Source organism: Saccharothrix hoggarensis, assembly GCF_052936025.1.
In genome coordinates, this window is the sequence record NZ_CP193624.1 from 6,879,793 (window position 1) to 6,906,620 (window position 26,828).

16 protein-coding genes are annotated in these 26,828 nt (G+C 72.3%); 7 read left to right on the forward strand and 9 right to left on the reverse strand.

Going from position 1 to position 26,828, the window contains the following annotated elements; all coding sequences use genetic code 11:
• Nucleotides 1-41 precede the first annotated feature (41 nt).
• The 5 genes from ACRAKH_RS31225 to ACRAKH_RS31245 all read left to right on the forward strand — a co-directional run bounded on the left by ACRAKH_RS31225 (nucleotide 42) and on the right by ACRAKH_RS31245 (nucleotide 15,950).
• On the forward strand, nucleotides 42-12,386 hold the full coding sequence (locus ACRAKH_RS31225) for a hypothetical protein (RefSeq protein WP_447009471.1): 12,345 nt from the start codon (nucleotides 42-44) through the stop codon (nucleotides 12,384-12,386).
• Between the two features lie 167 nt (nucleotides 12,387-12,553).
• Nucleotides 12,554-12,979 (forward strand): succinate dehydrogenase, cytochrome b556 subunit, encoded by a 426-nt coding sequence (gene sdhC / locus ACRAKH_RS31230; protein ID WP_380723611.1) that lies wholly within the window; start codon nucleotides 12,554-12,556, stop codon nucleotides 12,977-12,979.
• A 2-nt stretch (nucleotides 12,980-12,981) separates the two neighbouring features.
• The gene (locus ACRAKH_RS31235) at nucleotides 12,982-13,392 is read left to right on the forward strand and encodes a succinate dehydrogenase hydrophobic membrane anchor subunit (protein ID WP_380723612.1); all 411 of its coding nucleotides are present in this window, start codon (nucleotides 12,982-12,984) and stop codon (nucleotides 13,390-13,392) included.
• A gap of 24 nt (nucleotides 13,393-13,416) precedes the next feature.
• Nucleotides 13,417-15,168 carry a succinate dehydrogenase flavoprotein subunit gene (sdhA, locus tag ACRAKH_RS31240; protein ID WP_380723613.1) on the forward strand — a complete coding sequence of 584 codons (1,752 nt, stop codon included), beginning with the start codon at nucleotides 13,417-13,419 and terminating at the stop codon, nucleotides 15,166-15,168.
• Nucleotides 15,168-15,950 (forward strand): succinate dehydrogenase iron-sulfur subunit, encoded by a 783-nt coding sequence (locus ACRAKH_RS31245; protein ID WP_380723614.1) that lies wholly within the window; start codon nucleotides 15,168-15,170, stop codon nucleotides 15,948-15,950. The genes sdhA and ACRAKH_RS31245 overlap by 1 nt, the downstream gene beginning before the upstream one ends.
• 72 nt (nucleotides 15,951-16,022) lie before the next feature.
• Here the strand turns inward: ACRAKH_RS31245 and ACRAKH_RS31250 are convergent, their stop codons facing one another.
• The gene (locus ACRAKH_RS31250; protein WP_380723615.1) at nucleotides 16,023-17,321 is read right to left on the reverse strand and encodes a D-alanyl-D-alanine carboxypeptidase family protein; all 1,299 of its coding nucleotides are present in this window, start codon (nucleotides 17,319-17,321) and stop codon (nucleotides 16,023-16,025) included.
• 60 nt (nucleotides 17,322-17,381) lie between these two features.
• Here ACRAKH_RS31250 and ACRAKH_RS31255 point away from each other — a divergent pair, with 60 nt between their 5' ends.
• Together ACRAKH_RS31255 and ACRAKH_RS31260 are read left to right on the forward strand one after the other, a co-directional pair.
• The gene (locus ACRAKH_RS31255; protein WP_380723616.1) at nucleotides 17,382-17,615 is read left to right on the forward strand and encodes an SCO4848 family membrane protein; all 234 of its coding nucleotides are present in this window, start codon (nucleotides 17,382-17,384) and stop codon (nucleotides 17,613-17,615) included.
• Between the two features lie 25 nt (nucleotides 17,616-17,640).
• A complete protein-coding gene (locus ACRAKH_RS31260) occupies nucleotides 17,641-17,988 on the forward strand; it encodes a hypothetical protein (RefSeq protein WP_380723617.1) in 348 nt (115 codons plus the stop codon).
• A gap of 75 nt (nucleotides 17,989-18,063) precedes the next feature.
• On the opposite strand, the gene yhjD is transcribed toward ACRAKH_RS31260, so the two are convergent.
• The 8 genes from yhjD to ACRAKH_RS31300 form a co-directional block, all read right to left on the reverse strand.
• Nucleotides 18,064-19,080, reverse strand: coding sequence for an inner membrane protein YhjD (gene yhjD / locus ACRAKH_RS31265; RefSeq protein WP_380723618.1), 1,017 nt, complete (start codon nucleotides 19,078-19,080; stop codon nucleotides 18,064-18,066).
• 25 nt (nucleotides 19,081-19,105) lie between these two features.
• Nucleotides 19,106-20,089: a tryptophan--tRNA ligase gene (gene trpS / locus ACRAKH_RS31270; protein WP_380723646.1), complete on the reverse strand. Its 984-nt coding sequence runs from the start codon at nucleotides 20,087-20,089 to the stop codon at nucleotides 19,106-19,108.
• 132 nt (nucleotides 20,090-20,221) lie between these two features.
• Nucleotides 20,222-20,494 carry a hypothetical protein gene (locus ACRAKH_RS31275; RefSeq protein ID WP_380723619.1) on the reverse strand — a complete coding sequence of 91 codons (273 nt, stop codon included), beginning with the start codon at nucleotides 20,492-20,494 and terminating at the stop codon, nucleotides 20,222-20,224.
• A gap of 160 nt (nucleotides 20,495-20,654) precedes the next feature.
• Nucleotides 20,655-23,192 carry a bifunctional FO biosynthesis protein CofGH gene (locus ACRAKH_RS31280; protein ID WP_380723620.1) on the reverse strand — a complete coding sequence of 846 codons (2,538 nt, stop codon included), beginning with the start codon at nucleotides 23,190-23,192 and terminating at the stop codon, nucleotides 20,655-20,657.
• Nucleotides 23,193-23,413: 221 nt separating this feature from the next.
• Nucleotides 23,414-25,105 carry a TIGR03767 family metallophosphoesterase gene (locus ACRAKH_RS31285; RefSeq protein ID WP_380723621.1) on the reverse strand — a complete coding sequence of 564 codons (1,692 nt, stop codon included), beginning with the start codon at nucleotides 25,103-25,105 and terminating at the stop codon, nucleotides 23,414-23,416.
• 219 nt (nucleotides 25,106-25,324) lie between these two features.
• On the reverse strand, nucleotides 25,325-26,134 hold the full coding sequence (locus ACRAKH_RS31290) for an exodeoxyribonuclease III (protein ID WP_380723622.1): 810 nt from the start codon (nucleotides 26,132-26,134) through the stop codon (nucleotides 25,325-25,327).
• Between the two features lie 9 nt (nucleotides 26,135-26,143).
• Entirely contained in the window at nucleotides 26,144-26,362 is a 219-nt protein-coding gene (locus ACRAKH_RS31295) for a hypothetical protein (RefSeq protein WP_380723623.1), read from the reverse strand.
• A gap of 31 nt (nucleotides 26,363-26,393) precedes the next feature.
• On the reverse strand, nucleotides 26,394-26,708 hold the full coding sequence (locus tag ACRAKH_RS31300) for an SH3 domain-containing protein (protein WP_380723624.1): 315 nt from the start codon (nucleotides 26,706-26,708) through the stop codon (nucleotides 26,394-26,396).
• Between the last annotated feature and the right edge of the window lie 120 nt (nucleotides 26,709-26,828).

A 26,828-nucleotide genomic window follows, 5' to 3' on the forward strand; every position in this document is an offset into this window, starting at 1 on the left:
ACCCGCCGGCGGCCGTCGTCGGTGGCGGGCGGGACGCTGCGGTGCCCAAGAAGCTCCACTTCGTCTGGATGGGTGGCGAGCTGAGCCCGTCCGCGAAGGCCAACATCACCGAGTGGGCGGCCAAGGCGGCCGAGTCGGGGTGGCGGGTGCGCCTCTGGACCGATCCCAAGGCGGCCGACGCGCCCGGCAACAAGCAGTTGCTCGCGGACCTCGAAGCGCAGTTCCCCGGCGTCGTCGGGCAACGGCCGGTCGACCGGTCCCTGCTGAACCCCGTCCCCGGCGGCAGCGTCGTCCCGGCCCTCGACAGCAAGGCGAAGAAGCTCGTCGACCTGGCGCTGGACAAGGGCGCCTACGCGCTCGCGTCGGACGTCGCCCGCTACCACATCCTCCAGAAGCGCGGCGGCGCGTACGTCGACGTCGACATCGCCCCCGGCCAGGTGCAACTGCCCGCCGACCCGAAGATGTCGACCAAGGGCTCGGCCGTCCCGTTCCTCGCCCCGCTGCTGCGCGACCAGGAAGCCCTCGACCGGCACGTCGCCGAGCTGCCCGAACCCACCGAGGCCGACGCGGGCAAGACCCCGACGCAACGGGTCGTGGACAAGCTCTACGACGCGGGCATGTTCAACAACAACCTGATCGTGTCACCGCCCGGCTCGCCGTTCCTGCAACGGCTGATCGACAACCTGCCGAAGACGGACGACTACAACGTCCAGATGGCGATGGTCGGCAAGGACCTCAGCAAGAACGCCGCCTCCCTCACCGGCCCCCGCTACATCGAGTCCCAGCTGGAGAAGCACCTCAAGGCCAACGGCAAGTGGCCGGCCAACACCACCTGGGCCGACTTCGCCAACACCGCCAACGGCCACCTCCAGGTCGACCCGGAAGCACGCGACACCTGGAGCAACCTGGACTTCATCACCCCGGAGAGCGAAGCCCAGCTGGACCGCGAGACGCCGCCACCGGACGCCACCGGCCCGTCCACGAAGACGCCCAACTTCCCCACCGCCGACGCGCCACCCGCCGGCGCCACACCGCCGGACCCGGCCACCACCGCTCCGAAGCGACCCGACGGCGACCAGGTCATCAACGACGAGAGCTGGCGGCACAGCGGCAAGGACCACGGCGACCCCGGCACGTCCTGGGCCAAGCACCCCGCCCCGGTCAGCCCCGACCGGGTGGACGCCGTGCGCGGCGACGTCCCGCCGGTCCGGCACTTCGCCGACGTCGGCGGCCTGACGAACGACAGCCGGATCACCTTCGGCCCGGACGGCCGCCCGAAGTTCGAGCTGTCCACGTGGGGCAACCAGATCGGCTACGAGGCGCGCCGCATCGCGTTCCCGGGCGTGGACGGCAAGCCGGACACCGTCGTGCAAGACCGCACGTTCAAGCTCTTCCTGAACAACACCGACGCGTTCACGCCGCAGCAGATCCAGGACTTCAAGGACAACGCCAAGAAGGGCGCCGACACCTTCTGGAACAAGGGTTTCGCGCTGCCGCGCGGCGACCAGCTGAACGTCAACATCGAGTTCACCACGAACCCCGACGAGGCCACCGGCACGATCACGATCACCCCGCCGGGCAGCCACCCCAACCAGCTCGAACTGCCCGTGGACGCCAAGCCGGTGCACTTCGCGCACGAGATCGGCGGGCACTCGGGCGGCCTCGACGACGTCTACTTCGAGCGCCCCGACCAGAACCCCAGCATCTTCCAGCACTCGCCGGGCAAGACGGTCACGCACCTCGACGGCACGACCGAGGTCGTCGGCAAGGGCCGCGTCGCGAACGACAACAGCATCATGGGCCCGAACGCGGGCAAGCCGGAAGCGCACGTCATGCCGCGTGACCTGTGGCTGGTGGACAAGCGCGGGCCGAACCCCGAGGTGATGACGCCGTCACGGGTCGACCCGGACACGGGCCGGGTGGACAACCCGGTCAACCCGAACACCACCGCCCCGGACACCAGGGCGGACGTGCCGGCGCCGGACGTCAAGTCGCCGAACGCGGGCTTCGGCCGCAAGGAGCCGTGGGGCTGGAACGAGCCGGACGCGCCGGCGGCGGTCGTGGGCGGCGGGCGGGACGCCACCGTGCCCAAGAAGCTGCACTTCGTCTGGATGGGCGGCGAGCTGAGCCCCGCCGCGAAGGCCAACATCACCGAGTGGGCGGCGAAGGCGGCCGAGTCGGGTTGGAAGCTGCGCCTGTGGACGGACCCGTCGGCCGCGGCCAAGCCGGGCAACCGGCAGCTGCTCGCGGACCTCGAAGCGCGGTTCCCGGGCGTCGTCGGGCAACGGCCGGTCGACCGGTCGCTGCTGAACCCGTTGCCGGGCGGCAGTGTCGTGCCCGGTCTGGACAGCAACGCCAAGAAGCTGTCGGACCTGGCTCTGAAGAAGGGCGCGTACGCGTTGGCGTCCGACATCGCCCGCTACCACATCCTCCAGAAGCGCGGCGGCGCGTACGTCGACGTCGACATCGCGCCGGGCCAGGTGCAGCTGCCTCAGGACCTGAAGATGTCCAACACCGGCGCGGCCGTGCCGTTCCTCGCGCCGCTGCTGCGCGACCAGGAGGCCTTCGACCGGCACGTCGCCGAGCTGCCGGAGCCCACCGAGGCCGACGCGGGCAAGACGCCCCTGCAGCGGGTCGTCGACAACCTCTACGACGCGGGCATGTTCAACAACAACCTGATCGTGTCGCCGCCCGATTCGCAGTTCCTGCAACGCCTGATCGACAACCTGCCCAAGCCGGACGACTACAGCGTCCAGACCGCGTTGGTGGGCAAGGACCTCAGCAAGAACGCCGCCTCCCTCACCGGTCCGCGCTACATCGAGTCGCAGCTGGAGAAGCACCTCAAGGCCAACGGCAAGTGGCCGCCCAACACGACGTGGGCCGACTTCTCCAACACCTTCAACGGCCACCTGCGGGTCGACCCCGAGGCACGCGCCACGTGGTCCGGGCTGGACTTCATCACGCCCGAGAGCGAGGCCCAGCTCGACCGCGAGACGCCGCCGGCGGCGGACACCGGCGGGCCGTCGCACAAGACGCCCCACTTCCCCGGCCTCCGCAACCCGTTCGCCTCGACGCCCGCGCCGATGATCCCGCTGACCACGCTGAACACCGCGCGGCCCGGCCCGCTGCTGCCGTCGCTGCCCGCCCTGCCGGAGTTCGCGCAGAGCGGCCGGGCGCTGGGCTCGGTCGCGGCGCGGGACGTCACCGGCGCGGCACGGGTCACCGACGCCGTCAACGGCCTGCTGCCGCGGCGCCCCGGCGTCGAGCCGGTCGGCGTGGACGCGATCGAGTCCGCGATCACCGGCGACTTCGAGTCGGTCCTGGGCAACGGCAGGCACTTCCAGGTGCAGGTGGGCCGCGACTGGTTCGACGCGCACGTGCAGGCCGTGATGACCACGCCGGTCGACGAGGCCGCCGCGACGTCCACCCCGCCGACCAAGACCAAGGTGGACATGGCGGCCAACAGCGGCGTCACCGCGTCGGCCACGAGCACCATCGCGTCCGGCAACGACGTCGGCGTCGCGGCGGCGGCCGGCATGGGCGTCGGCGTGACGGGCTCGCTCGGCGCGAAGGCGCCGCTGGCGCGACCGGTCACGTCGACCACCACCACGACGTCCGCCGCCGACCAGCGGATCATCCGCTCGGGTGACAACTCGACGCGGGCCACCGTCCCGGTGACGTACACGGTCACGCTCACCGACGCGCGCGGCACGGCGCACGGACCGGTCACGGTCGCGAGCGACCCGGCCGGCGACGTGGACGTGACGCTGCACATCCCGCACGAGCTGACCAGCCTCACCCCTCCCGACCCGGCCCTGACCCCGGTCACCCCCGCGCCGGGCTGGGGCGCGCGGCTGGAGCACCCCGTCCCCGAGGCCGTCACCGGCCTGGACGCCGCGCGGGCGTTCGCCGACATCGCCGCGCACCTGCACCCGTCGATCACGCAGGTCGGCTCGCCCGGCCGCACCACCGTGCTCGACTTCGTCAACGAGACGTCCATCCGCGACAACTTCGGCCCGATGCTCAGCGGGTGGGTCACCTCGCCGGACCTGGTGAGCCCGCACGGCGGGCACGCGTCGGCGTTGCAGATGCGGGCGAACCTGATCACCGCGGAACTCGTCGGCACGACCAACGACTCCCAGCTGCGCGTCCACGAGACGTCCGGCACGAGCGGCGCCGTGAGCGCGTCGACCAAGAGCGGCTTCGACATCAGCGCGGGCCTGGGCGGCGGCGCGATCGTCCCCGGCGCGGTGGGCGGCACGGCGGGCGTCGTCGGCGGCGTGTCCGCGCGCACGACCGAGAGCTCGTCGGCGGGCGTGAGCACGAGCACCCGTGCCGGCATCCAGCTCAAGAACGAGATCGGCCTCTACAAGGTGACCGCCGAGGTCGAGGTCCGCACGCCCAACGGCGCGAACGTGGTCATCCCGGTCACCACCTACCAGCGGATCGGCGTCCCGGAGGCCGCCGCGCAGGGGCTGCCGGTGCCGCCGGGCACCGCGCCGGACCTGACCAAGCCGGGCACCGCGGGCACGAGGTTCGCACCGCCCTACCTGGCGGCGTCGCTGGCCGCGGGCAACGCCAAGGTCGGCGCGTTCGAGCCGGCGGCGAGGGTGAAGACGCAGGTCGAGGACGCCCTGCGCCGCCTCGGCGGCTTCCTGCCGACGTGGAACGCGCCGAACGCCGACCCGCGCACCACCCGCGTCAAGCACGGCGACCTGGTCGAGCTGATGGCCAACCAGCGCAAGCTCGACGCGGAGATCTCGCGGGCGGCGCTGAGCGGCCGGATGGACAGCCTGATGGGCTCGGGCGTGCAGGTGCAGCTGAAGAAGCGCGGCTTCGCGACCAACGAGTACGTCAACATCAGGATCAAGGCGAACGTCGCGCCGGGCACCCACGTGGGCCAGGTCGACGGCCGCAACGTGCGCGGCTCGGCGTCCACCGGGCCGAGGCTGGACAGCTCGACCGCGACCCAGAAGGGCTGGAACCTCGGCGTGGAGGGCCGGGTCGTCATCCCGGCGGTGTCCGGCACGACGACGCTCACGCCCGCGCCGCAGGCCGGCGTGAAGTTCTCCAGCTCCACCACCGCGAAGACCACCGCCGGCCCCACGGTGAACAGCACGTCGCTCAACGTGGGCAGCGCCGACGCGCAGGTGTTCGACCACAACACCACGTTCGACGTCGAGATCACGACGTTCAGCCGCAGCCGCGCGTGGGTCAGGCGGGTGACGCCCGGCTCGCCGTTCCGGGAGGTGCCGGCGCCCCGCACGGTCGCCCGGACGGGCGGCGGCGCGAACGTGGCGCAGAACCTCCCGCCCATCGCGGGCCCGGTGACGCTGTGGGTGTCCGACGGCTCGACGCTCGACTCCGACCCGTCGGTGTTCGCGCCGGGCACGCCGACCGCCACCCCGATCGCGAACCCGGGGTCGATCAAGGACCTGCTCAGCGCGCCCCGGCCGGCCGCGCCGGAGATCCTGCACGTCGAGGCCGTCGTCAACACCGACGCGGTGGTCGAGGAGGCCATCCGGGTGCTGAACCAGGCCGCGGACGGCGACTCGTCGTTGACGGTGCCGGGCACGGAATCGCGCAACCGGATCAACCAGTCGCACGGCGCGGAGAGCTTCAAGGCGAACCTGCCGAAGCTGATCCGCACGGGCATGCAGGAGGGCTCGCTGAAGTACGGCCGCCGGGTCACCGACCGCACCGGCGCGCTGGGCACGTCCGTCGAGCTGCGCAACCCGCGCCTGGTGTCCATCTCGGACTCGACGCCCACGGAGAACGCGAGCACCGGCGGCTACAAGGCCGGGACGAGCAAGACCGACAGCAAGTCGGTCGACGCGACGGTCGGCGTCAACGTGCCGATGAAGCCGACGACGACCCCGAAGGGCGCGGGCGGTCTCGGGTGGGTGGGCAAGTGGACGCCGTGGGCGCGGTCGTCCACCCGGTCGAACGAGGTCGCGGGCAGCGTGGACCGCAACCGGGTCACCGCCGCCAAGACCCGCACCGTGCTCGTGCAGATGGACGCGGACGTCACGCTCATCGCGGAGTCCCGTTCCGGCAACACCCTCTACAAGGGCACGCCGCGGACGGCCGGTTCCGTCGTGACGCTGCCCGGCGGCGTGTTCGTGCGCGTCAGCGAGGACACCGCGCGCGGCATGGGGCTCCTGCCGCCGCTGCCGGGGCACACGTCGCCGACGTTCGGCTCGATGGAGCCGCCGCGGATGCTCGCGCAGGACGAGCCGGGCGCGCTCGGCCTCAGCCTCGTCGACGAGATGCCCGACCTGTCCACCCTGGTCCCCGACCTGCGCGCGGACCTGCGGCGACTCGGTCCGGAGCTGCTGCCGGAGTCGGTGCTGGACGACTCCATGCACAACCTCCAACGCCTGGTCGACCTGGCGTCCACGACCGGCGCGACGTCCCTCGTGGACAGCGCGCTGGACGGCGGCGTGCCGCTGCTGGTGCACAAGCCCGGCGTGTTCGGCAAGGAGACGTTCCAGGTGGTGCTGCGGGCCACGACCGGCACACCCGTGTTCCGCAACGCCGTGAACGACGGCGTGGACATGGAGCACACCGTCGCCACCGCGCGGAAGACGGCCGACACGCGCGAGAAGTCCACCGCGTGGGGCACCGGCCTGCGGCTGCCGGGCGTCGGCCAGCCGGGCAGCGCCAACCCGAACCTGTCCGGCACGGCCGGCGTGGCCGCCGCCGTGAACATCGGCGGTGCCAAGACCACGTCCACGACGACGTCCACCACCGACCAGGCGGGCAACCTGCGCGCGGGCACCGGGCCCGCCGTCCGGTACGGCGTGCCGATCCGGTTCGAGCTCGTGGTGGAGAAGGGCGATCACGTCGTCGGCCGCGCGAGCAGCGGACCGCGTGAGATGGGCATCCGGGTGCACGCGGACAACCAGCGCGTCACCCCGCCCACCGGCTCGCCCGCCCGCACCCCGTACACGGCGACCGACGTGCGGCGGGACGCGGCCGAGGCCCGGCCCGACCGGCTGACGGCGTGGCGTGCCGCCGGCAACCCCGTCACGCTGCCGCCGGGCTCGTCGGTCGAGACCCTGCGCGGCGTGACCGACCTGCGGCGGGTGGCCGTGACGGCGCTGACCGCCGCCGGCGCGAACGCGGGCATCACCGGCAAGGGCACCGGGTCGCTCAACGCCCTGCTGTCCACGATCAGCTCCGAGCAGCTCCAGCCCGGCTTGCCCGGCATGACGGGATCGCCGCTGGTCGTGGGCCTGGACGAGGCGTCGCTGACGCTCAGTCAGCACGCGGACCTGGAGGTGTACCCCAAGCTGGTGAACCCGCGCCTGGCGGCTGTCAGCGACGGGGTGAAGCTGGAGAACCCGACCACGTCGGTCACCGCGACGTCGACCGACTTCAAGTCGACCGAGACGGGTGACGCGTCGCTGGGCGCGGTCGCGGGCGGGTTCAGCCTCAAGCAGCCGCAGGACCCGGCCAACCCGAAGCCGACCGATCCCGTGGTGAACTTCAACACCGGCGGCGTCGAGGTGCGGCACGCGACCGAGAACTCGGACGCGGTGTCCGGCGGCGCGTCCGCCAACCGGACCGGCAACCTGAAGGCGGACGGCCGGACCGGGCTGGTCGCGTTCGACGTCGAGTACCGGGTCGTGGCACGGCTGGACAACGGCGGGGTGGCCGTCTTCGACCTGACCGTGCCCGACTCGGCCGAGGTCCGGATGACCGCGCCCGACGTCGAGGCCGTGCTCGGCAAGGCGCTCGACGGGCCGCTGGCCGAGGCGCAGAACGCCGTCAAGACCGAGGCGGAGCTGTGGCGCAAGGCCGAGGAGGCGTCCGACGCGGCACGGCACGCGGCCGTCGCGAAGATCAACGAACTGGCGCCCGACATCACCCGTGCGGACAACGACGTCGCCACCCGTGCGGGTGAACTGACCACCGCCGCGACCACCGCGGCCACCGCGGCCGGTGTGGTGCCGGGGCTGGAGACCGCGCTGGAGCGGGCGAAGTCACGGCGTGAGCAGGCCAATCTTCTGGTCGACACACGGCAGGGTGAACTCGCGAACCTGCGCGTGGACGCCGTCACGGTCGAGAACGCGCGGTTGACCGCCGAGCTGCACGAGCGGATGAGCGCGGACGCGGTGGCCGACGCCCGGTCCCGCCACGACCTGGCCGCCCAGCGCCTCGCCGACGCCGAAGCCGACCTCCGCACGGCCGAGCAAGCCCTGGCCAACCACACCCCGCCGCAGGGCCCCGACCCCCGGCGTCCGGTGCTGGAGACCCAGGTCGCCGACGCGAAGGCCCTCCGCGACGCCCGGCAACGCGACGTCGACACCGCCCACCGCGCCCTCACCGACGCCCAAGCCGACCACCAGGTCGCCGCGGCGACGGCGCAGCAGGCCCAACAACGCGCCACCGCCGTGCGGCAGCAGGTGACCGACGCGGAAACCCTCCTGAACACGGCGCTGACCACCCTCGGCACCGCGCGGACCGACGTGACGACCGCGGAGGCCGACCTGGTCAACGCCCAGGATGCCGCGCGGCGGGCCGACCAGCAGCGGGTCGAGGCGCAGGAGCGCCACGACGCCGCCGTGCGGGCGCGGCAGCAGCTCAGCGACGAGATCGCCCGCGTCGAGCAGGCGCTGGAGGCCGAGCGGGTCAAGGCGGACCAGGCCCAACAAGCCTGGTGGGACGCCAAGGCCCAGGTCGACCAACAGATCGACACCTACAACGCCACCCCACCGCCACCACCGCCCGCCCCGCCCGCACCTCCGACGAACCCCACCACCGCCGCACCGGCCAACGCGGCACCGACGAACGCAACCCAACCGCAGCCACACACCACGGTGGCCGCACCGACCCTCCCCACCACACCGCCGGTGCCACCCCTGCCCATCACCACACCGGCCACCACCGCCGGCGCCACACCCGCCGTGGCAACGGCCCAGGCCACCGCTCCGCCGGCCCCACCGCTGCCCACCACCGCACCCGCACCCGGCACGCAGCCCGCAGCCGCACCGCCGGCAACCCCGGCACCACCGCCGGCCCCACCCCTCCCCGGCACCGCACCCGCGCCCCCGTCCGCCCCGGCGGCGGCCGCACCGGCTCCCGCGACCGCCCAGCCCCGCGCACCCCGGCCCACCCGATCCGGTCCCGAGGTGTCGTTCGACCTCCCGCCCGGCACACCACTGGACGGGCCGCAGGTCGCACGCCTCGACACGCTCGCCACCGCCCTCGCCGAGGCGAAGGTGACCCGTGACCGGCTCGGCTACCGGCCTCCGGCGGTCGAGGTGTCGGGGGCGAGCGCCCAGGTCGTGGCGCACGCCCTGGCCACCCGCCTCGGCCCCGCCTTCGACGTCCGGATCAGCCCGGACGGCCGGCCCGGCGCGGACGTCCGCGTCGACTGGGACCTCCGGCGCCCGGACGGCTGGACCGCACCGCGATCCGCACCGCAAGCCCCAACCCCGACGACGACCACGGTGATCACCTCACCCGCCCCGCAGGCGCCGCACCCCGTGCTGGCCAACCCGCACTGGCGGCACAGCCCGGCCCTCACCGCGCCCTGGTTCGCACCGCAGCGCCAAGCGTCTACAAAGGACATCCGCGACGTCAGGGCGGGCGTCCCGATCACCAGCCGGGTGCGCGGCGAGGACGGCGGCGTCCTCGACAGCTCCACGATCGGCCCCGACGGCGTGCGCCTCAACGCCTGGCGCGGCCCGATCGCGTACGACACCAGGACGTTCGACGTGAACGGCACCCCGGTGCGCGACTTCACCGTCTCGCTCTACCTCGACCCCGGCAACGCCACCCCGGACCAGCTCCGGGCCCTCCGGGAACGGGCACGCGCGGGCGTCGAGGAGCTGTTCAACCGCAACGGGAACCGGCTGCCCAGCGGCGAGCAGTTCCATGTCACCGTCGAGTTCACCACCGACCCCGCCGCCGCCCACGGCACGATCGCGATCGCGCCGCCGAACGGCCGGGCCGACCAGCTGACCTGGCCGGTGGACACCGACGCGCGCCGGTTGGCGCACGAGGTCGGGCACTTCCTCGGCCTGCACGACGAGTACTTCGAGACGAACACCGTCAAGCCGATCTTCCAGCACCAGCAGGGCAAGGGCCGGGTCATGGCGGACCACGGCCCGATGACCGCCGGCATCGACGCGCGGGACGTCGCGCTCAAGCCGCGCAACCTGTGGCTGATCGAGAACCGCCTGCGCGCGTTGGAGTCCTTCGCCCCCGACCCGCAGGGCTTCACCCGCTCGCCGGACGCCGTGCCGCCGTACAGCCCGGGACCGTCCGACCCCCGGACCGACCACGACCCGGTCAACGACATCAACGACCTCGACGACATCGACGACATCGACGACCTCTACCGCCTGTACGGCGGCAGCGACACGGACTCCGTGGCCGACCTCTACGGCCTGTACGGCGACACCGACACCGACTCCGTGGCCGACCTCTACGAGCTGTACGAGGACGGCCCGGACGCGGACGCGCTGTCGGCGCACGTCGACGCGGACGTGGCGTCGCTGCTCAGCCTCGACGAGTCGGCGTCGGTCGGCACCGCCCACCCGGTCGTCACCACCGACTACGTCGTGGAGACCGACGGCGTCGTGCCGCCGTTCACCCGGCACGACCGGCAGCCGACGTTCCAGCGGACGGGCGGCTTCCCGGCGATCGTCCCGCAGATCGTCCGCCAACCGGTGGCGAAGCCGGCGCTGGCGTTCTCCTCGGACGGCACGGTGGCGGTGCCGCTCGGCGACCGCGACGGCCACTTCAAGGAGTTCTACGCGACCCCGGAGGTGCTGGCGGACGCCAGGGCGCGCCTGAAGGAGGCCGGCAGCAAGCTGGACCTCGTCGCGGTGCCGGCCAACCGGGTCCACTTCGGACAGGGCGACGCGACGACCCGGCTGGTGATGGTGCGGCCGACGTTCGCCGGGTCGCCTCCGGGGGTGTGCAGCGAGTTCTCGCGGGACATCATCGGCGGCTCGCACAGCCAGGCCGTGCTGCGACCGGCCGACCCGGACGGCGTGCCGGCGCTGGGCCGGACCGGTGACGGCGGCCCGCTGGAGCTGCTCGGCCTCCACGGTCTCGCGATGGCGCTGGCCGTCGCCGCGCACGACCCGCACGCGACCGTCGACCCCGCGGCCGTCGTCACGGCGATCAGCGACCGCCCCGGCACCACCCCGATGGTGGGACCGGCGTACGGCTCGGCGCTCCAGCCCGGCACGCCCGCCCGCGCCCGCCTGGACGAGGCCGCGCGCCGGCTCGGCGTCAACCAGTACGCCTGGGCGAAGCCCGGCGAGGCTTACGTGATCCAGTCCATCGCCTCGCCCGGCACGGGACCGGACGGCAGGCCGGAGCCGAACTTCGGCCTCAACCACGCCCGGCCGACCGCCGACGGCCGCGGCACGCAGCTGGGCCGGGTCTGGGGCTACCACTTCGGTTCGGTCGCGGTGAACAGCGCGGACGACCGGAGCCAGATCACGATCGAGACGGTCCGCCAGGGCGGCGCCCGCCAGCAGCTCCTCAGCAGGCTGGTCGAGGTGAACCTGCGGGCGCACGGCCCGGACCTCGACCGCATCAACGCCGCGCTGGCGTCCGACCCGGACGCCGACCCGGTGCGCCGGAAGCTGGCCGAGTCGCTGGTGGCGATCCGCGACAACCGCGCGATCCTCGCCGACCCCGCCACGGACCCGGAGACCGCGCGGGTCGTCGAGCGGTACCCGCTGCACAACGCGCTGGCCGCCGCGCGCCAGGCGATCTCCGGCATCGTCGGCAACGACGCCCTGCCGCAGCCGGGCCAGATGTGGTTCGTCAACCAGTACAGCAAGGCCGAGGGCCAGACGTTCTTCGACAAGTGGGGCCACGTCGACGACCCGCACGTCGAGATGCAGCTCGCGAACCCGTTGGTCGCGGTGACCCTGGGCCACACCGGGCAGGCCACCGCCTCCGTCGACCTCGCCGAGGGCAAGAACCTCGACCCGGACGAGGTCGCCCGGGGCTCGCAAGCCCTGCCGGACGGTGTGCGGAGCATGTTGACCGGTGTCGCGAACAGCACGGTCGAGGTGGCGCTGTGGCGGTTCCGCAACGGCCTGCCGCTGCCCGAGCTCCACGTCGTCGGCTACGGCAACTCGCACCTGCACGCCACCCGCACGGGTCAGCAGCGCGCGGACGTGGCGGCGGCGTGGGTCCGGGCCGAGGTGGCCCGGCGGCTGGCGGAGGTCCAGCGTGGACTGCCGCCGAACGAGCCGCGGCTCACCAGCCACCAGATCCCGGTGGTGCCGATCTCGCGCGGACGGGAGGTGCCGCCGGGCGCGAAGGACCCCGAAGCGGACCGCCGGATCGTGCGGGCGGACCTGGTGCTGCGTGACCGGGACCGCACAGCCCAGGACCGGCAACGGTGAGGTGAACCGATCCAGTTCACCCGGAGGCGGGAGCCGGTGTCTCGTCGCTCACAGACGGGTCGGGCCGTTGGGTCGGGTGCGCCGCGCGGGACTAGCATCCGAGGGTCAAGGTCCGAGTACGCACGTACCGGAGACCAGTCCACCACTGACGCTGGAGGCCGTTGCGCATGGCCGGCACCACCGCACCCGAGCGGGCGGGCACCTCTAAGGGGGGCGGAACGCTCTACCGCGGCGACCTGGGCATGTGGTCCTGGGTCGCGCACCGCATCACCGGGGTGCTGACGTTCTTCTTCCTGTTCGCGCACGTCCTCGACACCGCGCTGGTGCGCGTGTCGCCGGACGCGTACGACAAGGTCATCGAGACCTACAAGAACCCGATCGTCAACCTCTTCGAGGTCGGCCTCGTCGGTGCGGTCCTCTACCACGCGCTCAACGGCATCCGCGTGATGCTGGTCGACTTCTGGGAGAAGGGCGCCCGCTACCAGAAGCAGATGCTCTGGGCGGTCCTCGGCGTCTGGGTCCTGGTCATGGTGCCCGGCACCTACTTCATGATGGTCCGCACGGTTACCGACCTGCTCGGTGGGGGTCACTGATCATGAGCGAGCTGATCCTCGACAAGCCGCGCTCCCCGCGCCGCCCGGCCGCCCGCCGCAGCAACTTCGAGCTGTACAGCTGGCTGTTCATGCGGATCTCGGGCGTCGCGCTGGTGGTGCTCGTGCTCGGGCACCTGTTCATCATGAACATCCTCGACGGCGGCGTGCACCGCATCAACTTCGGCTTCGTCGCCGGCCGCTGGGCCTCGCCGTTCTGGCAGATGTGGGACCTGGCCATGTTGTGGCTCGCCCAGATCCACGGCGGCAACGGCCTGCGCACCGTCATCAACGACTACGCCCGCAAGGACGCGACCCGGTTCTGGCTCAAGGTGCTGCTCTACGTCTCGATGGTGCTGATCATCGCCCTCGGCACGTACGTGATCTTCACCTTCGACCCGAACATCACCGACTGACCCGCCGCGGGGAGTACCTGAGCCATGCAGTTCCACAAGTACGACGTTGTCATCATCGGCGCGGGTGGCGCCGGGATGCGCGCGGCGATCGAGTCCGGCCAGCGGGCCCGCACGGCCGTGCTCACGAAGCTCTACCCGACGAGGTCCCACACGGGCGCCGCGCAGGGCGGCATGTGCGCCGCGCTGGCGAACGTGGAGGAGGACAACTGGGAGTGGCACACCTTCGACACGATCAAGGGCGGTGACTACCTGGTCGACCAGGACGCCGCCGAGATCATGGCGAAGGAGGCCATCGACGCGGTCCTCGACCTGGAGAAGATGGGCCTGCCGTTCAACCGCACGCCCGAGGGCAAGATCGACCAGCGGCGGTTCGGCGGCCACACCCGCAACCACGGCGAGGCCGCCGTGCGCCGGGCCTGCTACGCGGCCGACCGCACCGGCCACATGATCCTCCAGACGCTGTACCAGAACTGCGTCAAGCACGGCATCGAGTTCTTCAACGAGTTCTACGTCCTCGACATCTGCCTCACCGAGACGGCCGACGGCCCGGTGTGCACGGGCGCGGTGGCGTACGAGCTCGCGACCGGCGAGATCCACGTCTTCCAGGCCAAGTCCGTGGTGTTCGCCACCGGCGGCTTCGGCAAGGTCTTCAAGACCACGTCCAACGCGCATACGCTGACCGGCGACGGCATGGGCATCGTGTTCCGCAAGGGCCTGCCGCTGGAGGACATGGAGTTCTACCAGTTCCACCCGACCGGTCTCGCGGGCCTGGGCATCCTGCTCACCGAGGGCGCCCGCGGCGAGGGCGCGATCCTGCGCAACGGCTCGGGCGAGCGGTTCATGGAGCGGTACGCGCCGACCATCAAGGACCTCGCGCCGCGCGACATCGTCGCCCGCTCGATGGCGCTGGAGGTGCTGGAAGGCCGCGGCGCCGGTCCGAACAAGGACTACGTGCTGCTGGACTGCACGCACCTGGGCGCCGAGGTGCTGGAGACGAAGCTTCCGGACATCACCGAGTTCGCCCGCACGTACCTCGCGGTCGACCCGGTGAAGGAGCCGGTGCCGGTCTACCCGACCGCGCACTACGCGATGGGCGGCATCCCCACGAACGTGCACGGCGAGGTGCTGCGGGACAACGACAGCGTCGTGCCGGGCCTCTACGCCGCCGGCGAGTGCGCGTGCGTGTCCGTCCACGGCGCGAACCGCCTCGGCACGAACTCGTTGCTGGACATCAACGTGTTCGGCCGCCGCGCGGGCATCGCCGCCGCGGAGTACGCGTTGTCCCACGACCACGTCGAGCTGCCGGAGAACCCCGCCGCGCAGGTCGAGGCGCAGGTCGCGCTGGTGCTGTCGGAGCACGGCGAGGAGCGCGTGGCGGACATCCGCACCGAGCTCCAGGCCACGATGGACGCCAACGCTTCGGTGTACCGCACCGAGGACACGCTCAAGACGGCACTGCACGACGTGCAGGCGTTGAAGGAGCGGTACCAGCGGATCACCGTGCAGGACAAGGGGAAGCGGTTCAACACCGACCTCCTGGAAGCGGTCGAGCTGGGTTTCCTCCTGGAACTGGCCGAGGTTCTCGTCGTCGGCGCGCTGGCGCGCAAGGAGTCCCGCGGCGGCCACGCCCGCGAGGACTACCCGAACCGCGACGACACGAACTTCATGCGCCACAGCATGTACTACAAGCAGGGCGACGGCTTGCTGGCCGACATCCGGCTCGACTACAAGCCCGTGACGTTCACCCGGTACCAGCCGATGGAGCGCAAGTACTGATGACCGCTACCGCTGAAGTGTCCACCGGCTCGCGCGGGAACCAGCCCCCCGTGCCGGACGGCGCCATCACCGTCACCCTGAAGGTCCGCCGGTTCAACCCGGAGGTCGACGACGAGCCGCGCTGGGACTCGTTCGAGATCCCGGCGCTCCCGTCGGACCGCGTGCTGAACCTGCTGCACTACGTGAAGTGGTACCTGGACGGCACGCTGACGTTCCGCCGGTCCTGCGCGCACGGCATCTGCGGCTCGGACGCGATGCGCATCAACGGCGTGAACCGGCTCGCGTGCAAGGTGCTGCTGAAGGACCTGCTGGCCGCCAAGGGCAAGCCGACGACGATCACCGTCGAGCCCATCAAGGGCCTGCCGGTCCACAAGGACCTGCTGGTCGACATGGAGCCGTTCTTCGAGGCGTTCAAGGCGGTCAAGCCGTACCTCATCACGTACGGCAATGAGCCGACGCGCGAGCGGGTGCAGTCCATCGCCGACCGCGAGCGCTTCGACGACACCACCAAGTGCATCCTGTGCGCGGCCTGCACCACGTCGTGCCCGGTGTACTGGACCGAGGGCTCCTACTTCGGGCCCGCGGCGATCGTCAACGCGCACCGGTTCATCTTCGACAGCCGTGACGAGGGCGCCGAGGAGCGGCTGGACATCCTGAACGACATCGACGGCGTGTGGCGCTGCCGGACGACGTTCAACTGCACCGACGCGTGCCCGCGTGGCATCCAGGTCACGAAGGCCATCCAGGAGGTCAAGCGCGCCCTCCTGTTCAAGCGCGTCTGACCCCACCGCACGCCGAGGGCCCCTGAGCTGCTGCTCAGGGGCCCTCGGCGCGTCTGCGGGCGGTTCGACCGCCTAGGGCGCCTGCTGACGTGCGCGGGCGGCACGGGCGGCCTTGGCGCGGCGGTTGCGCAGGTACATGACGAACGCGAGCACCAGGCCCAGCGCGGCCACGGCCGTGATCGGGCCGCCGACGTTGCCGAACGCGGTCTGCATGGCCGACGGTTGGCTGCCGTCCGGCGACGAGTTGGCCACCTCGCCCACGCCCGCGCTGGTCGGCGTCGGCCGGGCCTCGGTGGTCTTCTTCTTCACCTGGGGCGCGCCCTCGACCAGCCGGCCGACGGGGTTCGCGGACGCGGCGGGCTCCAGTTCGAACCCGTAGTCGAGCAGGCGGGCCGCCTGGTCCGTCATCCGCACGGGCTGCTGCTGCCCGCGCAGCAGCACCACGACGAGCTTCTTGCCGTTGCGCTGCGCCGCGCCGACGTAGGTGTGCTGGGCGTCGTCGGTGAACCCGGACTTGCCGCCCAGCGCGCCCTGGTACGTGGTGAGCAGGCGGTTGTCGTTGACGATCGGCACGGTCCCGGCGCCGCTCGCGGCCGGGAAGTCCATCCGCTGGGTCGTCACGGCCTTGACGAAGTCCGGGTACTTCAGCGCCTCGCGGAAGATCAGCGCCACGTCGTAGGCCGACGTGGACGTGCCCGGCGCGTCCAGCCCGGACGGCGTCACGGCCCGCGTGTCCAGCGCGCCCAGCTCGGCCGCCAGGGCGTTCATCTTCCGGATCGCGGACGGCACCCCGCCCAGCCTGCGGGCCAGGGCGTGCGCCACGTCGTTGCCGGACGCCATCACCAACGCCTGGAGCAGCTGCTCCACGGTGTACTGGCCGCCGTTGCGCAGGCCGACGCAGCTGCACTCCTGGGCGAGGTCCTCGGGCGTGGCGACGACGGTCGCGTCGGGCGGCAGCTCCTTGGCCACCACCATCGCCAGCAGGACCTTGATGACCGACGCGGGGCGCTGCCTGCCGTGCGGGTTGAGCGCCGCGAGCACGGCGCCGCTGTCGGCGTCGGCCAGCAGCCAGCTCTGCGCCGTGATGCCGTCGGGAAGAGGCTGCGCGTTCGGCGGCAGCACGAGGCCGCACTCGCCGAGCCGCTGGCCGCCCACGGGGCTCTCGGGCACTTCGAGCGGACGTGGTGGCTGCTCGCCTGGCGGCACCTGTTCGGACGTGTCGACCGGCGGTGGCGGTGACACCTCGTTCTCGCAAGCCGGCTGGGCCGCGACGGCCGGAGCGGCGGCGGTCACCGCGCTCACCGCGGTGGCCATCAGCGCGCAGGCAGCCAGGACCAGGGCAACGGGCCGTCGGAACGCGGAGGAACGCACCCGCCCAGGCTATCCACCCCGGATGAGTGACCTGCACCCGCCACGTCGGATACTGCTCCGGTGAAGCTCTCCCGCGGCATGTCCGTCTTCCTGCTTGCCTTCGGGGTGTGGTCCTGGGTCATCTGGCCGACCTTCCTGCGCAACATCTGGAAGGACCCCCGCTCGTGGGACAGCGGCCCGACCACGTTCTTCACCGTGCACCTGCTGCTCGTTGTCGCGTCGCTCACATTCGGCACGGTCATCGGCGTGTTGGGTGTGCGCGGCCTGCGCGCCACCCGAAACACCCAGAGCTAGTAACCACCACACTGGAGGCTCCGCCGTGGAGTTCGTGCGCCTACTGCTGGTGTTCCTGCACCTGCTCGGCATGGGCATGCTCGTCGCGATGTTCTTCGTCCAGCGCCGGGTCGGCGCGGACGGCCCGCTCAACAAGGGCTGGCTGCACGGCAGCGCGCTGCAGCTGCTCACGGGCGTGGCGCTGGTCGGCCTGGCCCCGCTGACCGACCAGGACTACAGCCACGCCAAGATCGGCGTGAAGCTGCTGGTCCTGGTGGCCATCGCGGCCCTGGTCGCGGTGAACCTGAACAAGCCGAGGCCCGCCACGTGGCTCACCCCGACCCTCGCGGGCCTGGTCGTCCTCAACGTCGGCATCGCCGTGTTCTGGAGCTGAACCGGCCGCCCGGCCGAAGCCGTCGGGCGTTCGACGTCCGCCCGGCCGAGCCGTCGGCCGTCGGCGCCCGCGCCGTCAGCGCCGCCGGAACAACGCGCCCAGCAGCAACCCCGCGCCGACCAGCCCGGCGGCGGCGCGGGGGCTGGGCCCGGACCGCACCTCCACCACGGGCCGGATCACGGCGGGGGCCGGGGCCGGCGGCGGTTCCTTGACCAGGTTCTCCCGCGCGGTGGCCGTCCACGCCGTGATGAACAGCAGGTACTGGGCCACCAGGTTCGCGAACACCAGCACACCGATGATCGGGCCGAACGCCGCGCCCGCCGGCGACGACGTGACGCTGGACAGGTAGATCGTCCCGACCTGCTTCAGCAGCTCGAACCCGATCGCGGCCGCCGCCGCGCCCTTGACCGCGCTGCGCCACCCCACCGGGCGTCGCGGCAGCTTGGCCAGCACCCACAGGAACACCAGCCAGTTCGCGACGAGGGCCAGCACGATCGTGCCGATCTTCAACATCAGCTCGGCCCACCACACGCCGTCCAGCCCGACCCACCGCAGCACCAGCTCGGCGAACCCCGCGCCGATCGCGGTCAGGCCGAACGACACGACCAGCGCCACACCCAGGCTGACCAGCGCCACGAGGTCCTTCAGGGCCGTCTTCAGGAACGGCAGGTCGGCCTTGGCGTGCCCCCACTGCGCGGTCAGCGCGTCACGCAGGTTGCTCATCCAGCCGAGCCCGGAGTAGGCGGCGGTCAGCAGGCCGAGCACGCCGACCGTGCCCTTGGACTCGATCGCCTGGTCGACCACCTCGTTGATGGTGTTGCCGAGCGTGCCCGGCACCGCCTCGGTGATGCCGGTCTTCAGCTCGTCCATCAGCTGGGGCTGCGAGGACAGCACGAAACCGGCGACGGCGAACCCGATCATCAGCATGGGCACGAGCGACAGCACGCTGAAGTACGTCACCGCCGCCGCGTAGTGCGCCCCGTACTGCTGGGAGTAGCGCTCGTTCGCGCGGAACAAGTGGTCGAGCCACGGACGCCGCTTGCGCAGCCGGTCGAGCTTCGACTCGGACTTGGCCGCTGCCTCTTCCGCCACACGGGAACGCTAGACCGCGCGGTGATCACTCGCCAGTCGGGAGGAAGCCGATCCGGTCGTAGGCCCGCGCCAGCGTCTTCGAGGCCACGGCACGCGCCCGTTCCGCGCCCCGCGCCAGCACCTTGTCCAGCTCGGCGGTGTCGGCCAGGTACTCGGCGACCTTGGCCCGCACCGGCGTCACGAACTCCGTGAACACCTCGCCCAGGTCCTTCTTCAGGTCCCCGTAGCCCTTGCCCTCGTAGTCCGCGACCAGCGACTCGACCGACCGGCCCGTCAGCGCGGAGTAGATCACCAGCAGGTTGCTCACGCCGGCCTTCGCGGCCGGGTCGTACACGATCTCGCGGCCGGTGTCGGTGACGGCGGAGCGGATCTTCTTGGCGGACTTCTTCGGGTCCTCCAGCAGCTCCACCACGCCCGCGGGCACGGACTTCGACATCTTCGACGTCGGGTCCTGCAGGTCGTAGATCTTCGCGGTGTCCTTGACGATGTGCGGCTCGGGCAGCCGGAACGTCTTGCCGTAGCGGGTGTTGAACCGCTGCGCGAGGTCGCGGGTCAGCTCGAGGTGCTGGCGCTGGTCCTCGCCCACCGGCACGTGGTGCGCCTGGTACAGCAGGATGTCGGCGGCCTGCAGGATCGGGTAGGTGAACAGGCCGACGCCGACCTGCGCCTCCTGCCGCGCGGACTTGTCCTTGAACTGGGTCATCCGGCTGGCCTCGCCGAAGCCCGTGAGGCACTGCATGACCCACGCGAGCTGGGTGTGCTCGGGCACGTGCGACTGCACGAACAGCGTGGCGCGGTCCGGGTCGATGCCGAGCGCGAGGAGCTGCGCGGCGGACACGCGGGTGTTCTGCCGCAGCACCTTGGGGTCCTGCTCGACGGTGATCGCGTGCAGGTCGACGACGCAGTAGAACGCCTCGTGCGTGTCCTGCAACGCCACCCACTGGCGGAGCGCGCCGAGGTAGTTGCCGAGGTGGAAGGAGCCCGCGGTCGGCTGGATGCCGGACAGCACGCGCGGGCGGGACGCCGGGGCCGCGTTCCCGGCGGACGTGCCGGCGGCGTTCTCGGCGGTGCTCCCGGCGGGGATCTGAGCGGGGCTCTCGGCAGGGTTCTCGGCGACCACGGGAGGATTCTCCCAGGCCGATCAGACGCCGCTGGTGGCGGGCTGGACCTCGGCCCGCTCGGCCGCCGCGCGCACCACCGCGGCCTTGCGCCGGCGCACCAGGCCGGCCACCAGGCCGACCACGCCGAGCGCCACGGCGGCGATGCCCACCGGCGCTTCGAGCGAGACGGGAGCCGCCACCACCGCGCTGCCGGCCACCGCGGCCGAACCGTCGGCCCCGTGGGCGACACCGTCGACGACCAGGGATGACGCCGCGCCCAGGACCACGCCCAGGACCGCACCGCGACCGCGCACTGCCCAGCCTCCTCACCAACACCGTGCCACCCGCGGGGGTGAACCTTGTTGACGGACGGCCGCGAACCTACCGAAGCTGTTGGGCTGTGGTGTTCGGTTCGGGTAAACCCGCGGCCGGCCGCAGACTATCCACGGCCCGGTCCGCCGGTGAGCGCGGGGCCTACCCCACCACGTCGACTCGGCCGTACGTCGTAGTGCGCTGCCGCGCGGGCCGCCCGGCCAGCGCCGCCGTGGCCCGCAGCTGGTCGGCGGTGCGCGCGGAGCCGTGCTCGGAGCCCGCCATGCGGCTGATGGTCTCCTCCATCAGCGTCCCGCCCAGGTCGTTGGCGCCGCCGCGCAGCACCTCGGCGGTGCCCTCGTCGCCGAGCTTGACCCACGAGCACTGGATGTTGTCGACCCGCCCGTGCAGGGCGAGCCGCGCGAACGCGTGCACGGCGCGGTTGTCGCGGCGCGTCGGGCCGGGACGGGCCACGCCCGCCAGGTAGATCGGCGCGTTGCGGTGCACGAACGGGAGGCCGACGAACTCGGTGAGCCCGCCCGTGCGGTCCTGCAGGGCCGCCAGCGCCCGGAAGTGCCCGAGCCAGTGGCCGGGGTGGTCGACGTGGCCGTACATCATCGTGGACGACGACCGGATGCCCACCTCGTGCGCGGTGGCGACCACGTCCAGCCAGGTCGCGGCGGGCAGCTTGCCCTTGGTCAGCACCCAGCGGACGTCGTCGTCGAGGATCTCGGCGGCGGTGCCGGGGATGGTGTCCAGCCCCGCGTCGCGCAGCTCGGTCAGCCACTCCCGCACGCTCACGCCCGCCTTGGCCGCCGCGCTGACGACCTCCATCGGGCTGAACGCGTGGACGTGCATGCCGGGCACCCTGGCCTTGATCGCGCGGACCACGTCGGCGTAGTAGGTGACCGGGAGCTTCGGGTCGATGCCGCCCTGCATGCAGACCTCGGTGGCGCCCGCGTCCCACGCCTCCTGCGCGCGGTCGGCGACCTCGGCCACGGACAGCCGGAACGCGTCCACGTCCCGCTCCCGCTGGGCGAACGCGCAGAACCGGCAGCCCACGTAGCAGACGTTGGAGAAGTTGATGTTGCGGTTGACGACGTAGGTGACGTCGTCGCCCACCACCTCGGCGCGCAGCTCGTCGGCGAGCCTGGTCATGGTCTCCAGCGCCGCGCCGTCCGCGGTGAGCAGCGCCAGGGCCGCGTCGGAGTCCTCCAGCAGCCTGGCCGGGTCGGACTCGGCCAGCCTGAGCGCGCGGGCCGCCTCCTCGGGCAGCCGCTCGGCGGCGTTGGCCGCGTTGGCGGCCTTCGGCACGGTCAGGGACGCCCAGTCGCCGTAGACGCTGTCGAAGTCGCCCCGGCGGTCCTCGGTGCGGCCCTCGGTGTCGATGGCGGTGTGCAGGTCGGCGCGGCCGTAGGTGTCGAGGCCGCCGTCCGGCTCCTGCCACTCGCGGCCGACGACGGGCGCGTCCGGGTCGGCCAGGCCGTCCTCGCGGGCCAGCGCGGCGACGTGCCCGGTGAGCCGGGTGTCGATCCACTGCCCGGCGGGCGCGGTCACGTACCGCGGGTAGACGGCGAGGCGTTCCCGCAGGTCGAAGCCCGCCTCGCGGGTGCGCTCGGCGAGCGCGTCGACCTGCGGCCACGGACGTTCGGGGTTGACGTGGTCCGGCGTCACCGGTGACACGCCGCCCCAGTCGTCGATGCCCGCGCGCAGCATCAGCCCGAACTCGCCGCCCACCAGGTTCGGCGGCGCCTGCACGCTCGTGGACGACGGCATGACGAGCCGCGCCACGGCGATCGTGGCGGCCAGCTCGCGCAGGTCGGCGTCCGGCATGCCGCGCATCGCGGTGTCCGGCTTGGCCCGGAAGTTCTGGATGATCACTTCCTGGATGTGCCCGTACTGGCGCGCGATGCCGCGCATGGCCAGCAGCGACTCGGCGCGCTCGGTGACCGTCTCGCCGATGCCGATCAGGATGCCGGTCGTGAACGGCACGTTGACCCGGCCGGCGTCGGTGAGGACCCGCAGCCGGACCGCGGGCTCCTTGTCCGGGCTGCCGTAGTGCGGCCCGCCCTTCTCCGACCACAGCCGCTCGGCCGTCGTCTCCAGCATCATGCCCATGCTCGCCGCGACCGGGCGCAGCCGCTGCAGGTCCTCCCAGCTCAGCACACCGGGGTTGAGGTGCGGCAGGAGGCCCGTCTCCTCCAGCACGGCGATCGCGCTGGCCCGGACGTAGTCGAGCGTCGACGAGTAGCCGCGCGCCTCCAGCCACTCCCGGGCCTGCGGCCACCGCTCCTCGGGCCGGTCGCCCAGCGTGAACAGGGCTTCCTTGCAGCCCTGGGCGGCCGCGCGGCGGGCGATGTCCAGCACCTCGTCGCGCTCCAGGAACGCGGCGGGCAGCTTGTGCGGGACCGTCGCGAACGTGCAGTAGTGGCAGCGGTCCCGGCACAGGCGGGTCAACGGGATGAACGCGTTGCGGCTGTAGGTGACGACGCCCGGCCGCCCCTCCGCGAGCAGGTGGGCGTCACGCACCCGGCCGGCGGCGTCCAGCAGCGCGTCGAGGTCGTCACCGCGGGCGTGCAGCAGCACCGCGGCCTCGGTGACGTCCAGCACCGCGCCGTCGGCGGCACGGCGCAACGCGCGTCGCATCGCCGACGGGGTCGGCGTCGGTTCCGGCGGGGTGATCGAGATGTCCACGGCCACGACAACGACCTTAGGTGCGGAAAATTCCTGATCACGTCCGGAGTGATGTGCGGCACGGCGCGTCGTCGCGGTCCCACCCGGCGTGTCGCCGCCCCTGAGCCCCGCGCCTGGACCGCCCCGCCCTCCGCGCACGGACCGTCCCGCCCTCGCGACCGGACCGCCGTCCCTTCCCTCCCTGCCGCCCTGTCGCGTCATCCCGTCATGGGCCTCGCGTCATCGGGTCATCGAACCGGCGACCTCCCAGCGATGACCAGTTCGGTGTTGCGGTCGGTCGGGGCGCCCACCGCGTTCGCGCCGGCGTGCGGGTCGTTGAACGCGAACTCGCGGGCCAGCGAGGCGAGGCCGCGCGGCGAGAAGTCGTCGTAGTCCGCCTGGTAGGGCGCGTCACCCTCGACCAGGGTGGTGAACAGGGACAACGTGCCGTCGCCGTTGTCGACGAGCTCGATGATCCGGGCGTGCTGCGGGTGGTCGACGTGCGCCGCCGTGTTGATCTCCCAGAACGCCCGGTCGCCCGTGCCGTGCGGGACGATCCGGTTCTCGTGGGTGTGGCCGTTGACCCACGCCACCACGTTCGGGAAGCGGCCGAGGAGCGCGACGAGCGCGTCGCCGTCCAGCCGGGGGTCGAGCGGGCGGCGGCGGTCCGGCAGGACGTTGCCCATCGTCCAGCTGCTGTGGTGGCTGAACAGGATGAACAGCTCGTCGGTGACGTCCTGGCGGCGCGGGAAGCCGAAGGCGTCGTAGTAGCGGGAGCTGCCGCGCTTGAGCGTCTGCTCCAGCCACCGGTACTGGTGCAGGCCGATCGAGCCGTCGGCGAAGCCCGCGGTGGTCGTGGTGTCGAGGCTGACGCCGGTGACGCCGGGCGCGATGCGGAACGTGTAGAAGACGTCGACGCCGTCGGCGTTGTCCGGGGTGAAGCCGTGGCCGTGCGGTCCGGGGCCGGTGTGGCGCGGGTCGAGGTGGGCCTGGACGAACGCGGCGGTCGTGAACGGCCGGCGGCGGGCGTCGGGCGTGACGGCGCGGACCAGCCCCCCGCCGCTCGCGAGGACGGCCAGGGCGTCCGGGAGGGCCGCCGGGTCGCGCAGGGCGCGGGCGACGCGGGCGGCGCCGTCGGCCGCGAACCCCATGATCTTGTGGCTCGCCGTGTAGAGGCCGTCGACCAGCGGGATGCCGTCGGGCAGGGAGCCGACCACGCTGTCGTCGTGGTTGCCGAACGTGCAGTACCACGGCACGCGCAGGCCGGGGCTCTCGAACGGGCGGATCGCCGCGTCCAGCAGGCCGGGCACCTGCGGGAAGCCGACGGCCTTGTAGTCGTCGACGAGTGTCGAGTGCGGGTTCCAGTAGGCCTTGGCGCCCGAGTCCTGCACGCCCTCGTAGCCGCTCGGGTCGCCGGTGTTGGCGGTGATCCGGCCGCCGTTGAGGACGGTGAGGAACCAGTCCAGCTCCACCAGCTCGTGGTTGTCGGTGTTGTCGCCGGTGGTCATCATGAAGTCGATCGGACGGCCGGTGAACGGCCCGGCGCCGACCTCGTTGATCTTGCGGACGAGCGCGCTGGACGTGTGCTGGGCCAGCGTCTCGTGCGGCCGGAACGCCCCGGCGCCCATGACGGGGTGCGTGTACTCGAACCGCGCGGGGCTCTGCGTGTCGACCATGTGCATGTCGGTGAACTGCACGAAGCAGGCCAGGGGCGTCCGCCGGTCGGCCCGTCCCGCGCCCGGCGGCGCGAGGTCGGCCCGCACCACGACCGGCCACCCGGGCCCGGCCTGGAGCCTTCGGTACCCCGAACCCCCGGCGGCCGCGGCGGCGACGTCGAGCGTCGTGCCGGTGGTCGCCGCCCAAGCGGGCCCGCCCCACACCAACACCGCCCCGGCCGCACCCGTCGCCTGGAAGAACCGCCGCCGGCTGATCCCACCCATGGACCGCTCCCCACGTCTCGGATGGTGAAAACTTCTCACGATCCGGGGAGCGCGTCACGAACTCGCGGTGAAGTGGGGCCGAACGAGCGAAGTCGATCGTCGGGTGGATCGGTTCCGTTGCCGCACAACACTTCCGGCCACCGACAGCGCCACGCAGTCGAGGCAACGTCGTGTCGCCGCCAACCGGGATCCCCGCCACCGCTCGCGGGAACCCGCACCTCAGCCGGCGACGGGCCAGTCGAAGGTCACGGTCACGGGCGCGTGGTCCGACCACCGCTCGGCATACGTCGCCGCCCGCTCGACCACCGCCGACGTCGCCGTGCGCGCCAACCCCTCGGTCGCCACCTGCAGGTCGATCCGCCACCCGGAGTCGTTGTCGAACGCCTTGCCCCGGTACGACCACCAGGTGTACGGGCCCGCCACGTCCGGGTGGAGGGAGCGCACCACGTCGACGTACCGCGCCTCACCGAACACCCGGTCCAGCCACGCCCGCTCCTCGGGCAGGAAGCCGGACGACTTCTGGTTCGTCTTCCACGCCTTCAGGTCCTCGGCCCGGTGCGCGATGTTCCAGTCGCCGCACACCAGCACCTCGCGCCCGCCGGCGGCGGCCTTCTCGCGCAGCTCCACCAGGTACGGCAGGAACGCGGCCATGAACCGGTCCTTCTCGTCCTGCCTCGGCGTGCCGACGTCACCGCTGGGCAGGTACAGCGACGCCACCACGACGTCGGCGAGCTCGACCTCGACGTACCGCCCGGAGTGCTCGAACTCCGGCGCGCCGAACCCGACCCGCACGGCCTCCGGCCGCGCCCGCGTCAGCACCGCGACCCCGTTGCGCCCCTTGGCCTCCGACCACGCCTGCGCCACGTGCCACCCCTCGGGCGACCGCACGGCTTCCGGCAGCTGCCCCGGCTCGGCGCGCACCTCCTGCAGGCACACGACGTCGGCGGACGTCGCGGCCAGCCACTCCAGGTAGCCCTTCTTGGCGGCGGCGCGCAACCCGTTGACGTTGATCGTCGAGACAGTCAGCACGGCGGCAGCCTAGCCGCGTTCGGCGACCACCCAGCCGTACGGGTACGAGGCGCCGCAACCGGTGCACGACGCGGCCAGGCCGAGCATCAGCACCAACGGGCTGCTGCCCTCCGGCGACGGAACACCGGCCACCTCGTGCCCGTCGACCTCGGCGCGCAAGCCGGGCCACTCCGGCTCGCACGCGCACGTCACCACGTCACGGCGGAACGAACGCCACTGGAAGAACATCCGCCCATCAGATCACGAGCAGTCCGTCAGATCACGAGCAGTCGCTGTCCGAGGTCGGTGTCACGAACTCGTCCTTCACCCACCGCCCGTCGGACAGCAGCCGGAAGCCGTTCTCGACCCGCCGCTCGGCCGACGTCACCGCGTCACGCCGCATGGTCGCCACGATCGGCTGCGTGTCGGCGGGCCCGGACCGGACGTTGAGGATGTCGGCGATCACGGTGACCCTGCACTCGCGGTTGGCGACCTCCTCCAGGCCCAGCTGCCTGCCGTCGTTGGCCACGTACATCAGCCCGGCCGCGGCCAGCACGCCGGCCACGACCGCACCGCGCACGGGAATCCCGAACATCGCGCCTCCTGACACCTCGCCTGAAGTGCTGAAGTGCAGATATAGCGCGGCGGGCGGCCCGGCAGTACCGGCCCGCGCCGAATCCACCCCACCGGGAAACCGAACGGGTGAGGCGGCTAC